Source organism: Thalassotalea sp. G20_0 (assembly GCF_017744175.1).
GTDB lineage: Bacteria > Pseudomonadota > Gammaproteobacteria > Pseudomonadales > Endozoicomonadaceae > Endozoicomonas.
The window spans coordinates 58,540-73,259 of sequence record NZ_JAGHQV010000033.1 but is presented as its reverse complement, the minus strand read 5'-3'; the positions used below and the strand labels follow the sequence as shown (position 1 = coordinate 73,259).

At 46.9% G+C, this 14,720-nt stretch carries 12 protein-coding genes, 2 tRNA genes and 1 rRNA gene; 9 read left to right on the top strand and 6 right to left on the bottom strand.

What is annotated here, in order from left to right:
* A 16S ribosomal RNA gene (locus J7438_RS18020) occupies positions 1-103 on the bottom strand; the annotation flags it as partial.
* A 774-nt stretch (positions 104-877) separates the two neighbouring features.
* Here J7438_RS18020 and J7438_RS18015 point away from each other — a divergent pair.
* Positions 878-2,206: a hypothetical protein gene (locus tag J7438_RS18015; RefSeq protein ID WP_209277645.1), complete on the top strand. Its 1,329-nt coding sequence runs from the start codon at positions 878-880 to the stop codon at positions 2,204-2,206.
* A gap of 142 nt (positions 2,207-2,348) precedes the next feature.
* Here the strand turns inward: J7438_RS18015 and J7438_RS18010 are convergent, their stop codons facing one another.
* Both J7438_RS18010 and J7438_RS18005 read right to left on the bottom strand, forming a co-directional pair.
* Positions 2,349-4,205, bottom strand: a complete 1,857-nt coding sequence (locus J7438_RS18010) for an ankyrin repeat domain-containing protein (protein ID WP_209277644.1) — start codon at positions 4,203-4,205, stop codon at positions 2,349-2,351.
* A 287-nt stretch (positions 4,206-4,492) separates the two neighbouring features.
* Complete coding sequence (locus tag J7438_RS18005; protein ID WP_209277643.1) at positions 4,493-5,560, bottom strand: radical SAM protein; 1,068 nt, start codon at positions 5,558-5,560, stop codon at positions 4,493-4,495.
* 94 nt (positions 5,561-5,654) lie between these two features.
* Here J7438_RS18005 and J7438_RS18000 point away from each other — a divergent pair, with 94 nt between their 5' ends.
* From J7438_RS18000 to J7438_RS17965, 8 genes are all read left to right on the top strand, one after another.
* Positions 5,655-6,464 (top strand): substrate-binding periplasmic protein, encoded by an 810-nt coding sequence (locus J7438_RS18000; RefSeq protein ID WP_209277642.1) that lies wholly within the window; start codon positions 5,655-5,657, stop codon positions 6,462-6,464.
* 201 nt (positions 6,465-6,665) lie between these two features.
* Positions 6,666-8,216, top strand: coding sequence for an AbgT family transporter (locus J7438_RS17995; RefSeq protein ID WP_209277646.1), 1,551 nt, complete (start codon positions 6,666-6,668; stop codon positions 8,214-8,216).
* A 133-nt stretch (positions 8,217-8,349) separates the two neighbouring features.
* Positions 8,350-8,550 (top strand): hypothetical protein, encoded by a 201-nt coding sequence (locus J7438_RS17990; protein ID WP_209277641.1) that lies wholly within the window; start codon positions 8,350-8,352, stop codon positions 8,548-8,550.
* A gap of 211 nt (positions 8,551-8,761) precedes the next feature.
* Entirely contained in the window at positions 8,762-9,100 is a 339-nt protein-coding gene (locus tag J7438_RS17985; protein WP_286196682.1) for a metalloregulator ArsR/SmtB family transcription factor, read from the top strand.
* A gap of 4 nt (positions 9,101-9,104) precedes the next feature.
* Complete coding sequence (locus tag J7438_RS17980; protein WP_209277639.1) at positions 9,105-10,112, top strand: ArsJ-associated glyceraldehyde-3-phosphate dehydrogenase; 1,008 nt, start codon at positions 9,105-9,107, stop codon at positions 10,110-10,112.
* Positions 10,112-11,347 carry an organoarsenical effux MFS transporter ArsJ gene (gene arsJ / locus J7438_RS17975; RefSeq protein ID WP_209277638.1) on the top strand — a complete coding sequence of 412 codons (1,236 nt, stop codon included), beginning with the start codon at positions 10,112-10,114 and terminating at the stop codon, positions 11,345-11,347. Before J7438_RS17980 ends, arsJ begins: the two co-directional genes overlap by 1 nt.
* A gap of 168 nt (positions 11,348-11,515) precedes the next feature.
* Positions 11,516-12,658, top strand: coding sequence for a hypothetical protein (locus J7438_RS17970; protein WP_209277637.1), 1,143 nt, complete (start codon positions 11,516-11,518; stop codon positions 12,656-12,658).
* Positions 12,655-13,722: a hypothetical protein gene (locus J7438_RS17965; RefSeq protein WP_209277636.1), complete on the top strand. Its 1,068-nt coding sequence runs from the start codon at positions 12,655-12,657 to the stop codon at positions 13,720-13,722. Before J7438_RS17970 ends, J7438_RS17965 begins: the two co-directional genes overlap by 4 nt.
* A 155-nt stretch (positions 13,723-13,877) precedes the next feature.
* Here the strand turns inward: J7438_RS17965 and J7438_RS17960 are convergent.
* The 3 genes from J7438_RS17960 to J7438_RS17950 all read right to left on the bottom strand — a co-directional run bounded on the left by J7438_RS17960 (position 13,878) and on the right by J7438_RS17950 (position 14,718).
* Positions 13,878-13,954 (bottom strand) — tRNA-Asp (locus J7438_RS17960).
* 38 nt (positions 13,955-13,992) lie between these two features.
* Positions 13,993-14,068: transfer RNA gene (locus J7438_RS17955), tRNA-Val, on the bottom strand.
* A 137-nt stretch (positions 14,069-14,205) separates the two neighbouring features.
* A complete protein-coding gene (locus J7438_RS17950) occupies positions 14,206-14,718 on the bottom strand; it encodes a type II secretion system protein M (protein WP_209202315.1) in 513 nt (170 codons plus the stop codon).
* Positions 14,719-14,720 lie beyond the last annotated feature (2 nt).

Genomic DNA, 14,720 nt, shown 5'->3' with positions numbered 1-14,720 from the left:
CCGCTCGTCAGCGAAGTGCAAGCACTTCCTGCTACCGCTCGACTTGCATGTGTTAGGCCTGCCGCCAGCGTTCAATCTGAGCCATGATCAAACTCTTCAGTTTAAATCGTTTTGTCATTTCATTCCGGAGAACAAAACAACGGCTCAATGTCACAATTAAACGTACATGAATTTACAGGTATGTTCGCTTGATCAATTAAGCATCTTAAATAGTTCTGAACACTCTCTTAAAGAGAGGCCAGTTAACCGATGCAATCGCACAAGCGCCCACACGAATTGTCTGATATCTTGTTAAAGAACTGATTAAATCATGGTGATTTAATCGCTGATTCAGCAGTCAGTGCCGATCAGCAAGGCCGCTTATCTTACCGTGGCGACTTTCGTTGTCAAGCATTCGTTTTTCAGAAGAAGAAAGAAGCTTTCCAACTCGCTAACGTTGCTCTCAAGCCCTGTCAGCGGAGGCGCATCTTACCGCGCCAGTTTGATTTGTCAACCGGCTGTTTTTCAATCAATCCAAACAACCCATCTTCAAACCGCACTTCCCGGTCAGCGATGATGATTCATTCTGCTGATCCGTGTGTGACCTTGGGGTCAGTCCGTAGAAGTGGTGCGAATAATAGAGAAATTTTGATGTTAATCAATAATTGATGATCACTTTACGTACAATCACCTACAAAACTGATTTATAGATTATGGATACCATTATGAGCCGTTAAAACGAGTGCTCACTTAACTGCACAATGAAATACCACTATCAACAGTGCTGAGCTGCTTTACACCTGGTACGGGCTTTGCCTTACAAAGCCTTATTGGTTGGAACTTCTATTCATATTCATTATCTATGAGTTACTAAAACCAGTAATTAAGGGGAAAACAAATGCACTCAGGTCAGTACTCATCTACCACGCCCTCCTCCAGCAGGGCAACCTCTACTGAAACATCAATAGCAACTAGTCAGAATACACTCCCACCAAAAACCATATCCTCTTTTTACTACCGTGGCGTTAAGATTACGGCCGAAATGCCTGAAATATTCACGAAAGTAGAATGTTGCATTAAAAAGAATCACCTACCTGGAGAACTATACTATTGCACCTCTAAAGAAGTTCACTTGCTGTGTCGTCATTGCCTGAAGCACGAGCAACCAGCCCCATATTCTAAACAACCAGGGACCCCGGATAATGCACCTGTATACCGTTGCCCTATCGATAACTCCGTGACCTATCGGGACCAATTTCAAACCCGTGAAATCAATTCCACATATTTATATCGATGCCCTTCAAACACCACCAATGAAAATAAAAATACTCTTTGTGAATGGCACGGGCCTTATAGCGATCTCCTGAAGCACATTGGCGTATGTGGAAATTTTTCTTTGAAAAACAAGGTAACCATGCTTCAACACGCGTGTTCGGAGGCTACTGAAAGCCACTCAGCGCTTGATAAACGCTTAGAAAAGCTGATAGAACGAGTAGGACAGATGGAGCCATTACTGCTCAAAGAGTCAGAATCCCTCATTGATGTAAAAATAGAGTCACTGGATAAAAAAATTGATTCACTGAACCAACAACTGCAAACACTTACCCGGAATTTTAACCTCTCTCCTCAACATCCAGGACTGCCCCCCCGTGCCTCGCTGACATCAGGACTCCAGCAACGTATCACTGACCTTGAAAACCAACTGGCCGATGCATTTCATTTGATAGATCAACTTCTCAAAGCCCAATCCATACAAGGACATCCGTTACCCACAGACGGCATCCTGCTTTGGAAAATTGATCAATTCAATGCCAAACGAAAGGATGCTATAGATGGTAAAAAGAATGACATATTTTCCCCTGTATTCTTTACAAACATTTATGGATATAAATTATGTGCAAGGCTCTACCCAAATGGTGACGGCATGGGAAAAGGAACACATATCAGCTTATTTTTGGTGGTGATGAAAGGTGACTACGATGAGACCCTGCGTTGGCCATTCCGACACAAAGTCCATTTTACCATTCTTGGTCCGACTCGCGACGAAGACGTGCATGACGCTTTCCGCCCCGACCCGAATTCGTCATCTTTTCAAAAACCTAGAAAGAATTGCAACATCGCTTCTGGCTGCCCTACTCTACTGAAAATATCTACATCGAATCTGGATAAATACGTAAGGAATGACACTATGTTCATAAAGATCCGGATAGATACCAGTGAGCCCTGATACCTTGCAAGCGGCTGCGACAGGGTTACTTAAATATTTATTATTGGCCATAGAAAAGCTCCCATTGTTGTAAATGGGAGCCTCGCAAAGCTAATTTAATAAGTTCAGAAACACAATCTCATTTAATAAAAGTATGCATTTATCATCCGGACTCTTCAACTGTACCTGTCTCGCGAAGTAATCTCCCGAGCAGCTGTTTATTTTCATCCGATAAATCACAAACTAACTCACTTTGATATTTACAGATCGTTTTATGCAATTCCTTGTGTGACAACAGCAGCTGCCGTAATGATGCCTGCCGGTGTTCGAAAAGCCAGTCGTATAATTGAATATCTGAATAGTTGATTGACTGATTCTCTTGAGGATCTACATTCTGATTACTAAGGTGGGTGCGAATAAGTCCACCCTCACCTTCAGTAACCCTTGGTCTTTTTGGCTTTGGAAAAAGGGACTTGTTCGCCGTTTCCCTGGTATCAACATAAGTCTCTTCCTCCCTGTCGCGCTTACGCTTGGCACTTTCAATATAATGCCGGTCAGGCGCTAACTTGAGCTTGATAAAATCTGAGGGTGGAGCGTTGAAAGCAGCATGCATGCGAGCCATGAAAGCGTCGGAACAATAGTGCATATAATGATCTTCCGGCTGGTAGATGAACGGACGAAGACTCATCTTTTCGGGGTGCTCACCCCTGGCTTGTGCCAGCAACGCTTCAAGCTTCATTTTATTCTGGTCATTCAGGTTGCTGGCAATCACTTCGACCGTGTTATCGATCAGATAAAAAGCCTCTCGAAAACCTTTCAGCAGTTTACCGATGTCCTCTGCCCGGGTTTCTATCAATGTATCTGAAATTGCCCCCTTCAGAACGCCAATATTTCCGGGGAAGTGGTATTTATAGGCGGCTTTCAGGACGTTGTTGCATAATGTCAGCTTTCGTTGCAACCCGCTATGTTCTTCACCCTTTTTATTGTTTTCAAAAGTATTGAAACACACCCAAAGCAATGACTGGCCCTCGTCGTCAATACCGTTCAGGGCCAACCCTGATTTTATCCAGTAGAGAAGCGTTTCGGTATCGCTATAGTAATGGTAAGGAATCATCATGTTGACAAAATTCGATGCCTCACTGGTGCATTGGCTTATATCCAACCCATAGTGAGCAAGCAGTGCCAGTTTTTCGCTGTGGAGTTTGCGGTCTTTGATAACTGCACTAAGGGGGCAGTATTCGGAACGGTTATCACCATCGCCAATAGTGGCTCCGGCCCGTAAAAGAAGAAGTGGCGTACCAATCCATGAGTAATATGAACACATGGTTTCAATCAGGGCTGTTTTATCATTGTCATTTTGTGCATTAAGTATATTCGGATTTTCCCTGACTGCATCCAGCAATATGACCATAAGCTCCGTGGTAGCACCAGCATTGCAGACATTATGCAATGGCGTATTACCCAGACGATCGGGCTTCAGCGAAGCCCCGTGTTTCAAAAGCCATTTAACGACGTTATCTGGATGCTCTGGGTAACCAGACCAATAAAGACTGTTCCTGCGATAAATACAGCTTGCATGACAAAACCGGTGCAACAGGGTTTCCCCGGCTTGGTTGATGGGCTGATCGATATCAACCCCCTCCTGACTAAAGTACCATTCCAGTTTGTCCAGAATTTTGTGGTCTCGCACGCCCAGTGGTGAATGCCAAAAGACCGTATCATGGGATCCATATGCAGATGCCCGGGATATAAAACTGGCGTCTTTGGCGTGAAGATCGATGGACCTGTTCTGTAACAGTTTATCTAATTCCCGAATGTCAGCATTGAGACGAAACAGCATATCGCACTGGCAATCCGTGGAGCGGACCAATTGTGTTGCGGGGGTTTTGCACACGACCAACTGACGACCATTGAATCCCCCTGCATCATCAGGCTGTATTGACAGGTGGTGGCAAACCATCGCAGGTAATTCAATAACCGACTTGAAAGCCGTGAGAGCCTCTGGCGTAACGGTATTCATAATACATCTTCCCGGGTGCGTTTTTTGTAAATTTCAATCCAATAAATCCATTTAAAAAAAGCGCGGGCCGATCACTGGACATAACCAACGAGTCAGTCTGGTATAATTTGAGAGATAATCAAGTATTCATTTTTCAGAAGAAGAAAGACGCTTTCCAACTCACTGACGTTGCCCGAAACCCTGCCAGCGGAGGCGCATTTACCGCGCCGACTTGATTTATCAACCGGTTGTTTTTCTTTCGATCAATCAACCATTGCTACAGACATTAAAAGACGGTGGCCTTCAGCTCACATGAAATATTGAAAACGCTGCATTTGATAAGGCACCACTTTCGCCTCAGTCATCGTCATTAGCGCGGCTTCTACTTCGCTTTGCTCTTCTAAAGCAGTATCGTCCACAAAGCCATTTTTGCTGAGCGGTGACAGGTATATGAGATCCCCCCCGGAAAGCTCCAGACTTTCGAGGGTAATCAACGTTTGTTTCAGATTTTCTCTTCTTAACTCCCATGGTGCCGCTCCGGTCAGCAGCGTCAGACCAATATTGATCCCAGCCCGCCTGGCACTGTTAATCATGGTTATACATTTATCAAGGTCTCCTGATTTCCCCAGGTTGGCTCTTAGCTCAGCCCAACCGGTTTCCAGACCAATCACCAAATGACGCAAACCGCTCTCACGCAACGCATTCCACTGCGCTGTTGTCCGTTTCGCACTGAAATCAGGATCAGCGAATGTACCAATCTCCCTTTTAAAAGTGCCAAGCTTTTCCTTGATTAAGGTCAAACAACACATCAGCCGCCTCTGGGACAGAGCCATTGCATTCGCTGAGCCAAGGAATACACCGGGAGATGAATGCACCTTTGCACCATACAGCTTTTTTACATCAGCAAGATGTTGGGCAAACGCCTGTTCATTAAGAACCTTGTAGGGCTTATCTTTATAGAAGGCACAGAACGTACACCGTCTGTTCGGGCACCCTGTTGCTGGCATAATAACAATATCGCCATAACGGTCAGGTGGGAGAATGGTGACTTCTTCGGGATAGACTTCACGATAGAGGTCAGCAATATCATTATAATCTTTATCGGTTAACTGCTGGCTTGCCCGGATGACTTTATTATCAGCAACAATATTTTTGATCCATCCCTGATACGCCTCAAGCACTCTGTCCATCTCACTAGCTGGCAGTCGCCTCGCCCCTGCACCCAACACTATTGAGCCATCCATGCAACGGCGATAGAACGATGCTCCATCCCTGAAAGAACACCAATACCCCTGACTGTTGATACGTGCTGACCGAAAGTGATTACTGTCTTCTATTTTACAGCCATCCTTCAGATGACGAATATCAATACCCATACAACACACCAGACAGGATTTCTGTTATCATTAAATTTGCTTGAGCCATTGGCAATCAAGGGCTGAAAAGAAAGACATTATAAAGGACAAGCATTTGCGAACATTTACAGTATTGGTATTTTATGTACTGTTTTCCGGGCAGCTTTCCAGCCAACAGGTGGCACACAGCGCTATGTGTAAAGAAGTTGTGTTGACCGGTTATCCTGACCTTCCGCCGGTAAGCTGGGGCGACTACCAGAGCACTCATGGCGCGGCCTCCGATTTGCTGACTGAAATTCTTGAAGAGGAAGGTATCCGTGTCATTAATGATTACTTTGGCGGAGCCAATCGGGTCACCCACAAACTTCGCCAGGGTATCATCCATATTAATCCGGCCATGACCTATCAGCAGAAATACCTGAATGAGGTCTACCATATCTACCCTCCTATTTACACGCAAAGCTATATGGTCGTAACCCGAAGAGATGATCAGCGTGATATCCGGCACTGGTCAGATATGAAGGATCTTAAAGGAGTTGCCCCTCGAAATGTCCGGTTCAGCAAAGCGTTTGAGAAGTACGCAGATGATCACCTTAATATTGTGAAAACCTTCCATGCACAGCAGGGCCTGAAAATGCTGAACGTTGGTCGTGTTGATTACGCCATCTACCCGCAGATTCAGGGTGATCTTTTTGTCTCCCTGCTTGACCTGGAAGGCAAGCTGGAAAAAATGCCCGTTGAGCTTTCCCCCTTTGATCTTTACATTGCGGTATCCAAAGCGCTTGGATGCACTCTACCCGTCAACAAAATTTCAGAGAAATTGATCAATCGACAGGAATCAGGTTATGCAGACAAAGTATTAAACGACAGTCTTTACAAATGGATGGGGTTCAGCCTCGAAAAACGAAAGAACAGTATGAGATAGCCCAGTGATATCTCTCGAATTTAACCACCCTTATCAGAAAATATCTCTAAATATTATCACTGCACTTCCCTTTATTATATTTAATTGATCTGAATCATTACGTATCTCATCTTTGATTTTTTAAAGTCTTTACATAATCAACATTTCGACAAATAGTAGTAAGGAAAAAATTCATCCATGAGTGTAGCTGAAGCTTCTCCTATGCCGGAGGTCAAATCTGGCGATTCCAAGTTGATGAATCGCTTCCTGAACGCCGTTGAGAGGGCAGGTAACAAACTGCCGGACCCGACACTGCTATTTCTTTATGGCATGGTCGTTGTCTGGGTTTTGTCTGCCTTAATGTCCCAGATGAGCCTGGATATGGCGCATCCGGCCACCGGTGAAACTGTGGCGGTTAAAAACCTGCTGACCGGCTCTGCTCTTGCGGCCTTTCTTGCCAGCATGGTTAAGAATTTTGCTGGCTTTGCCCCAATGGGTATCGTACTGGTTGCCATGCTGGGTATCGGCGTGGCGGAGAAATCCGGTTTCATCAATACCGGTCTCAAGAAAATGCTGGGTGTCACCCCGGTCAAACTGTTAACCCCAATGCTGATCCTGGTTGCCATTGTCAGCCATACAGCAGCTGATGCCGGTTACGTTCTGGTTATTCCTCTGGGTGGTATTATCTTCCATGCGGCGGGCCGTCATCCTTTAGCGGGTATCGCTGCGGCATTTGCCGGTGTATCCGGTGGTTTCTCTGCCAACTTTATCCCATCCGGTATCGATCCACTGCTGCAGGGCTTTACTCAGTCGGCTGCACAGATTCTGGACCCGGCTTTCCAGATGAACCCACTGGCTAACCTGTTCTTCACCGGTGCGTCCAGTATTGTCATCATCGCTATTGGCTGGTATGTCACAGACAAAATTGTTGAGCCACGTCTGCGAGGAACCACCACTCTGGATGAAGATGCGGAGAAAGCACCTGACCTGAGTTCCTTTACGCCAGAAGAAAGCAAAGCCTTTAATGCCGCTGGCCTGGCTATGCTGGCGGGTATCGCAGTGCTGGTTGCTGCCGTGATTCCTGAGACTTCGCCACTGCGCTCGCCGACCGGTGAAATCACCGCATTCTCGGCACCGTTGATGCAGTCTATTGTGCCGCTGATTTTTATCCTGTTTATCATTCCGGGCATTGTCTACGGAAAGGTTTCTGGCACCTTCAAGACCTCTAAAGACACTGTGGTTGCCATGAACAGCACCATGTCCACCATGGGCTCTTACCTGGTTATGTCTTTCTTCTGTGCGCAGTTCCTGTACGCGTTCTCCCAGTCTAACCTGGGTACCGTATTGGCCCTGAGTGGTGCGGAAGTTCTGCAGGCCATGAACCTACCCGGTGAAATTACAGTTATTGGTATGATCCTGCTGACCGCCACCGTTAACCTGGTGATCGGCTCTTCTTCTGCCAAATGGGCACTGATTGGTCCAATCCTGGTACCCATGCTGATGGCGGTGGGCATCTCCCCAGAACTGTCTCAGGCGGCTTATCGTGTTGGTGACTCGGTTTCCAACATCATTTCTCCACTGATGGTTTACTTCCCACTGGTGGTAGTTTACTGCCAGCGTTATGTGAAGAACTCCGGTATCGGCTCCCTGGCTTCCATGATGATGCCATACTCCATCGCCATGCTGATCGGCTGGACTATCTTCCTGCTGGCTTACTGGGCGCTTGGTCTGCCACTGGGCATTCAGGCTTCTTACACTTACCCGGCCATGTAATATTCATCTCATTCTTTAAGGGGCTCAGGCCCCTTTTTTTATAACCATTTTTCACCTTTCCCCGGGAAGGGAACTTATTTCATCAAAAAGAGTCTATCTTTCTAGTAAGCCATGCTTGAGAGGGCTCCTGATTGTGTTCAATCTGATGAAAATTATCGAGGGAATGACACCCACCAGCTGGATGATTGCAGCTATCTGCCTGCTGTCATGGATTGCTATCATCCACTACTCCGGCAAGGTGACTGAGAAACATTGGGGCGACAGGGAATCCGGAGCCCTGGTTGGTTTTTTTCTGCCCGGCTTTGTCTTTATGGCCATGCTTTATCTTATGTAAATTCAAACTCCCTCTTTGCTGTCTGTCTGTGTGATCTGTTGCTTTCTAAACGCGCAGTAACGAACACCCTTTCTAATTCAACGCTTCTTTATCCAGCCATGCTCCTTACCAGGACTCAACTACTCAGAGAGTGATAAGCCCACTCATATTGGACTTGCATTTTAACCTGGATATGCGAATATTCGCATATCCATATGTTTGAGCAATTTTGATGCTACCCCCTGAGTTCTTCAAAATGATGGCGGATGAAATTCGGCTCCGCTGCCTGCTGCTAATAGCCCGGCAAGGTGAGTTGTGTGTCTATGAACTGGTATCTGCCCTTAATGAGCCACAGCCCAAGATATCCCGACATCTGGCACAAATGCGAAATCACGGTTTGTTAAAAACCCGTCGTAAAGATCAATGGATTTTCTATTCCGTAGCAGAAAGCCTGCCCGGCTGGATGAACAAAATCATTGACGGCCTTCGCCACTCAAACTGTCTGAAAAGTGAGTATCAGCAGGATACCAACCGGCTGGAATCAATGCCTGACCGCCCTGTTAAGGAGTAAGAAAATGACGATCAAAGTAGGTATTAATGGCTTCGGCCGTATTGGCAGACTTGCTCTGAGAGCTGCATGGCACTGGCCGGACATAGAGTTCGTCAGAATCAATGACGTGGCAGGGAACAGCGCAACACTGGCCCACCTGCTGGAATTTGACTCTGTACAAGGTACCTGGCAGGAAACCATTTCATCGGATGACCGGCATATTGTCATCAATGGTCAGAGTATTGAGTGCTTTCAGGAAAAAGAGATCACTGCCGTAAACTGGTCGGATTGTGATGTGGTGATCGATGCCACAGGTGTTCACAAGGCAACAGCCAAACTTAACCAGTATCTTGAGCAAGGCGTTAAACGAGTGGTCGTCACCGCCCCCGTCAAGGAAGAAGGTGTTCTGAATGTGGTTATGGGGGTAAATGATAATCTCTATGATGCCAGCCAGCATCGCATTGTCACTGCCGCCTCATGCACCACCAACTGCATAGGGCCTGTTGTTAAAGTCATTCACGAAAACCTTGGCATTACCCGCGGCGCTATCACCACCGTTCATGACCTGACCAATACCCAGACGATTCTGGACGCCCCCCATAAGGACCTGAGAAGGGCCCGTGCCTGTGGTATGTCCCTGATCCCGACAACAACAGGTTCTGCCACTGCCATCACCCAGATTTTTCCTGATCTGGAGGGTCGGTTGAATGGCCATGCTATCCGGGTTCCGCTGGCAAATGCTTCGATCACCGATATGGTGTTTGACGTATCCCGGGATACTTCGGTGGCGGAAGTTAATCAGCTGTTGAAATCCGCCGCCGGGGATTCACTGAACGGCATCCTCGGTTATGAAGAGAGACCCCTGGTTTCCATTGATTACCGTGGCGACCAGCGTTCTTCAATTATTGATGCACTGTCCACCATGGTGGTTGACCAGCGCATGGTGAAAATTTATGCCTGGTACGATAATGAAATGGGCTACGCCTGTCGTACGGCTGAGCTGACGCTCAAGGTTGGCAGAGAGAACTCCTGATGGCTGAGACTACCCACGTTGAAAACACCAGGCAGTTCCGGCAACAACAGATAAGAAATTATGCGCTTATCACCTTCAACTATTGGAACTTCACCCTGACCGATGGTGCCCTGCGCATGCTTGTGGTTCTCCACTTCTATGCGCTGGGTTATTCCGGTTTGGAAATTGCCATGCTGTTTCTCTTTTATGAGTTCTTCGGGGTAGTCACTAACCTGCTTGGCGGCTGGCTGGGTGCCCGAATCGGTCTGAACAGAACCATGAATATCGGCCTGTTTATGCAGATCACCGCTTTGCTGATGCTGTCAGTCCCGGCCCAGTTCCTGTCTATACCTCTGGTGATGTTTGCCCAGGCTATTTCAGGCATCGCCAAGGACCTGAATAAGATGAGCGCGAAGACCTCCATAAAAACCCTGGTCAGTAGCCAGCAGGCGGGAAAACTCTATCGCTGGATAGCCATTTTGACGGGGTCCAAAAATGCCCTGAAAGGTGCAGGTTTCTTTCTGGGCGGAGCCCTGCTCAGTCTGATTGGTTTTCAGAGCGCCATGCTGACCATGGCGTCTGTATTGACCCTGGTGCTGGCAGGCAGCCTGATATGGCTGCAAAAAGACCTTGGTAAAGCCCACAGTAAGCCCAAATTTACCCAGATATTCTCCAAGAGCAAGGCCATCAACACGCTCTCTGCGGCCCGCCTTTTTCTCTTTGCCTCCCGGGACGTATGGTTTGTCATCGCCCTTCCTATATCCCTGAGTGCCGTTTTTGGCTGGAGCCATGTGGAAACGGGGAGTTTCATGGCTATATGGGTGATTGGTTATGGCCTGGTTCAGGGTTTTGCGCCCAGAATTACCGGGGCTGAGAACCAGCATATCCAGAGTCGCACCGCCCTTGCATTATGGTCAGCAACACTATTACTGGTGTCGGTCCTGCTGGCGCTGGCGATCACATACCAGTGGTATCCCCAGTTGAGTCTGATTATCGGCCTACTGATTTTTGGCGGGGTTTTCGCCATCAACTCATCGCTGCACTCTTACCTGATAGTCTCTTTTGCCCGGGAAGAAGGCGCATCTATGGATGTTGGCTTTTATTACATGGCCAACGCCATGGGGCGTTTAACCGGGACCGTGCTTTCAGGATTGGCTTTTCAATGGGGAGGACTGGCAGCCTGCCTGTGGATCTCTTCACTCTTTATCATGCTCACTGCCATCATTTCACTGACGATGCCGGATCATAATCCGTAACACCGATTCTTGCCCAACAGCAGCTAAACCCAACCATCCAACCACCAGCGTCCTCATCATTCATGAGGCGCTGGCTTTTGAAGAATTTGTATTGACCAGATTGTATCAGAGAGGAACTTTTATAAGAACGAGTGGTCTCACACTGTAAGCCTTTAATTCTATAATTCAATGACTAATCCCTATTTAACCTCACACTCCTTGTATGCGGAATTTCAAAAAGCGTATGAGTCTGTTATGTCAGGCAGTGAATTGGTTTTTAAAGCCTGTCCACAGCAAAGTAGTATGGTATTCGGGCTGCGAGTTGGTCAAACTGAACCCCGTAATTATTTCAACAACTTGATTCCATGTAGTGCAAGTCTCCATAACCCACTCAGTGATTCCCGCTTTAAAAAAGTGCCAATCAGGGTTATTTACTCTCAAAGCTCGTCAGTTATTAATATTCATCACAATCCTTGTGAAGTTCCTAATCCATTACCCAATAATCAACATATTGTTGATCCTCGCTTTGTGCGAGCAATGCCAGTTTCTATAATCAACCCTCGAACAAATAGTGAACAGCTTCAACAAAATATACCTCCTGCAAGAAATGAGTTGCATTTTAACGCTCTTGCCTCCAGCCTTGGTGAATCTCCGCCCCTCTCTCATAATAAGCCTAAACGAAAGGCTAACGCACAGCACGGGAAAGTAAGCACTGCCAAACAAACTCAAGCTAAGCCCGGAAAAGAGCTCCCCTGTACCAAGGCCAAGAAAAGGAAGACATACGTCGAAGAGGCTGAGAAACGGAAGGCTTACTACAAGGCCTGGGCACAGTCGGAGAGAGGAAAGGCTTTGAAGCGAGCCTGGGAAAATTCTGAGAAGGGGAAGACTTGCCGCAGAGCCAGCCGGAAGGCTTACGCACATTCAGAGAAAGGAAAGGCTTACCAGAAGGCTTACTCACAATCCAAGGAACGGAAGGCTTACCTGAAGGCTTACTCACAGTCCGAAAGAGCGAAAGCTGCCAGACGAGCTTACAGGCATTCCGAAAAAGGGAGAGCTACCCAACGAGCCTGGGAACAATCTCTGAAAAGGAAGGCTTACAAAAAGACTTATTCACAGTCCGAAAGAGGAAAAGCTGCCAAACGAGCTTACACACAATCCGAAAAAGGGAAAGCTACCTATCGAGCCCGGAAACAGTTCCTGAAAATGAAGGCTTTACAGAGTGCTTCCCATCAAGCTTTCAAGCACACCAGTGATCAAAAACAAGAGAAGATCACTGGTAAGCATGCGACCGTTTTATCAGCACAAACATCTGAAGCGACCGAATACAAATGATTCCTCTGATAGCCCTGATTACGGGCAGCGCCAAATCCTTACTGACCGGTGAGTTGAGCCCCATCGACTCGATAAATCAGCTTGATATGTCACCGTCTGACATTGCCTCTGCAAAACAACAATTGCCCATTTACCCGATACCCTCACCAGCAGCACTTTATTTCTCGGCTTCTTGTACTATCCACGACAGCTCCCCAATTAACAGCAAAGAACTTAACGACTATCAAATAGTAGAGCTTGACGAAAATGCTATTCCAGGCTGTTTATCCCGGAGCGAAATAGATACTCAAGACACTGGAAGTATTAGCTCAACGGCTACTGATATGTCAGCCGCAGTGACGCCCGACACCAGCATCAGCATTGAACAGACCTCAGGGCTTCACGATAATTACTCAATGAAGAACAGCCCGCCGTCCGATCCCTGGCCACAAGGAATATTGAGCAAGGATGACCATATAAACTACGGTGATTTAAGGGACTGGCTGAATGACTTAAATGTTATCTACGATGAAGAGCCTGTGTTTCGCTCTATTTTTAACCTTCCCTACCCCTCAGATCAATCTCAACTATTCCCGGATCAAATAAGCACTCACCCAACCTATGGCTGGGTTTTTGATAACTTTCTGACGGACTGGATTAATGACAGGGTAATGCAGGTTATCACACCTGATCCGGGTGAGCTTATGGATGACAGCACTGTCAACGATAACAATCAATCACAGCAAACTGAGGCTTCAAAGACATTTGACCAGATATACATTCCCTTTATTGAGACGTTTGACCGCCAGGATGAAGAGCAGGCAAAAGAGTTCTTCCAGAAAATATATGAACTGCTGGCTCCTCTCAGAGGACTTCTGGTTATTGCTATCGCGGGAGTTGATAGAGGTAATGGCAATATTACCAAAGGGCAGAGACTTTCAAGGTTATTAAACCAGTCAGGAATTCCTGCTTCCAATATCAAAGTCATTGCATCACACGGGCACAGTTATGTATTGGCCAAAAGAGGTGAGGACAGGGATCATTTTGAATCCAGCCCGGAACCCTACAGGAAAAGCGCCTGCTAACCACCCGTGCAAACTTCGGCGAATTTTTAAACAAACGCACGAATCTTGAAAGACAAAAAGCGGAGAACTCAAAGGGACAATTCTTCCGCTTTTTCTTTTGTAAACTCTAAAAACGACAAAACCCTTACGACAGGTATCGTAAGGGTTAAGGTGTATGGCGGACCGGACGGGACTCGAACCCGCGACCTCCGGCGTGACAGGCCGGCATTCTAACCGACTGAACTACCGGTCCGCTATCTAGTTTCTAGTACCTGAATACTAGTTTCTAGCTGGTGGGTGATGACGGGATCGAACCGCCGACCCTCTGCTTGTAAGGCAGATGCTCTCCCAGCTGAGCTAATCACCCTGCGCTTGTGGCCGGTATAATATCGAATCGAGAGATAGTGTCAATCCCTTTTTCGGGATTCATCCGGAAAATCCTCGAACAAGAATCTCGAATAACAAATAAGCATCAAACTCAGGGTAAATCTTTTATTGCTTTGTTCAGCCCCCCAGATGAATATAACTCTTTACCCGCCCCTCTTCTTTCAGCTGATCAATACGCACCTGCTGGATGGCAACACCATGCTTTGTTTGCAGCAGGACAAGCCATTTAAGCAGTTTCTGGTAGGCAGCATCTTCAACCCAAACCGAGAGACCCTTGCGGTCTGGCTGCACTCTTCCCAGGGTAATACCTGCCTGTTGGGCAACATTGGCAGCTATGGAAGAGAGTTCCTGACGGGGTGAAGCTCTTTGTTGATTTTTCTGCAGGTCACGGGCTCTGGGTAAATTATTGTGTAACCAGGTGTTCATTTCCTGCTGATAGAGATAGTTGCTTTTCTGAGCCTTTGACCATTGGCTTATGGGCTCCCAAATCAGCAGATAGATGAGTGCTGAAAGCACCAGAGTAAAAAGCAGTTGGAGTATTTTACGATCTCCGGAAGGCCGCATTTCATACCAGGATTTACAGTGCTGCCAGTACGGGTTAGCCATTAGCAGGCTATTCAGTTTTTGCATGG

Excerpts from the sequence above, each read along its gene's own strand:
- J7438_RS17995 (WP_209277646.1), top strand. The coding sequence starts at position 6,666 with ATGCCGGAGGTCAAATCTGGCGATTCCAAGTTGATGAATCGCTTCCTG.
- J7438_RS17965 (WP_209277636.1), top strand. The coding sequence starts at position 12,655 with ATGATTCCTCTGATAGCCCTGATTACGGGCAGCGCCAAATCCTTACTG.
- J7438_RS18010 (WP_209277644.1), bottom strand. The coding sequence starts at position 4,205 with ATGAATACCGTTACGCCAGAGGCTCTCACGGCTTTCAAGTCGGTTATT.
- J7438_RS18015 (WP_209277645.1), top strand. The coding sequence starts at position 878 with ATGCACTCAGGTCAGTACTCATCTACCACGCCCTCCTCCAGCAGGGCA.
- J7438_RS17985 (WP_286196682.1), top strand. The coding sequence starts at position 8,762 with ATGCTACCCCCTGAGTTCTTCAAAATGATGGCGGATGAAATTCGGCTC.
- J7438_RS17970 (WP_209277637.1), top strand. The coding sequence starts at position 11,516 with ATGACTAATCCCTATTTAACCTCACACTCCTTGTATGCGGAATTTCAA.
- J7438_RS18005 (WP_209277643.1), bottom strand. The coding sequence starts at position 5,560 with ATGGGTATTGATATTCGTCATCTGAAGGATGGCTGTAAAATAGAAGAC.
- J7438_RS17950 (WP_209202315.1), bottom strand. The coding sequence starts at position 14,718 with ATGCAAAAACTGAATAGCCTGCTAATGGCTAACCCGTACTGGCAGCAC.
- J7438_RS17980 (WP_209277639.1), top strand. The coding sequence starts at position 9,105 with ATGACGATCAAAGTAGGTATTAATGGCTTCGGCCGTATTGGCAGACTT.
- arsJ (WP_209277638.1), top strand. The coding sequence starts at position 10,112 with ATGGCTGAGACTACCCACGTTGAAAACACCAGGCAGTTCCGGCAACAA.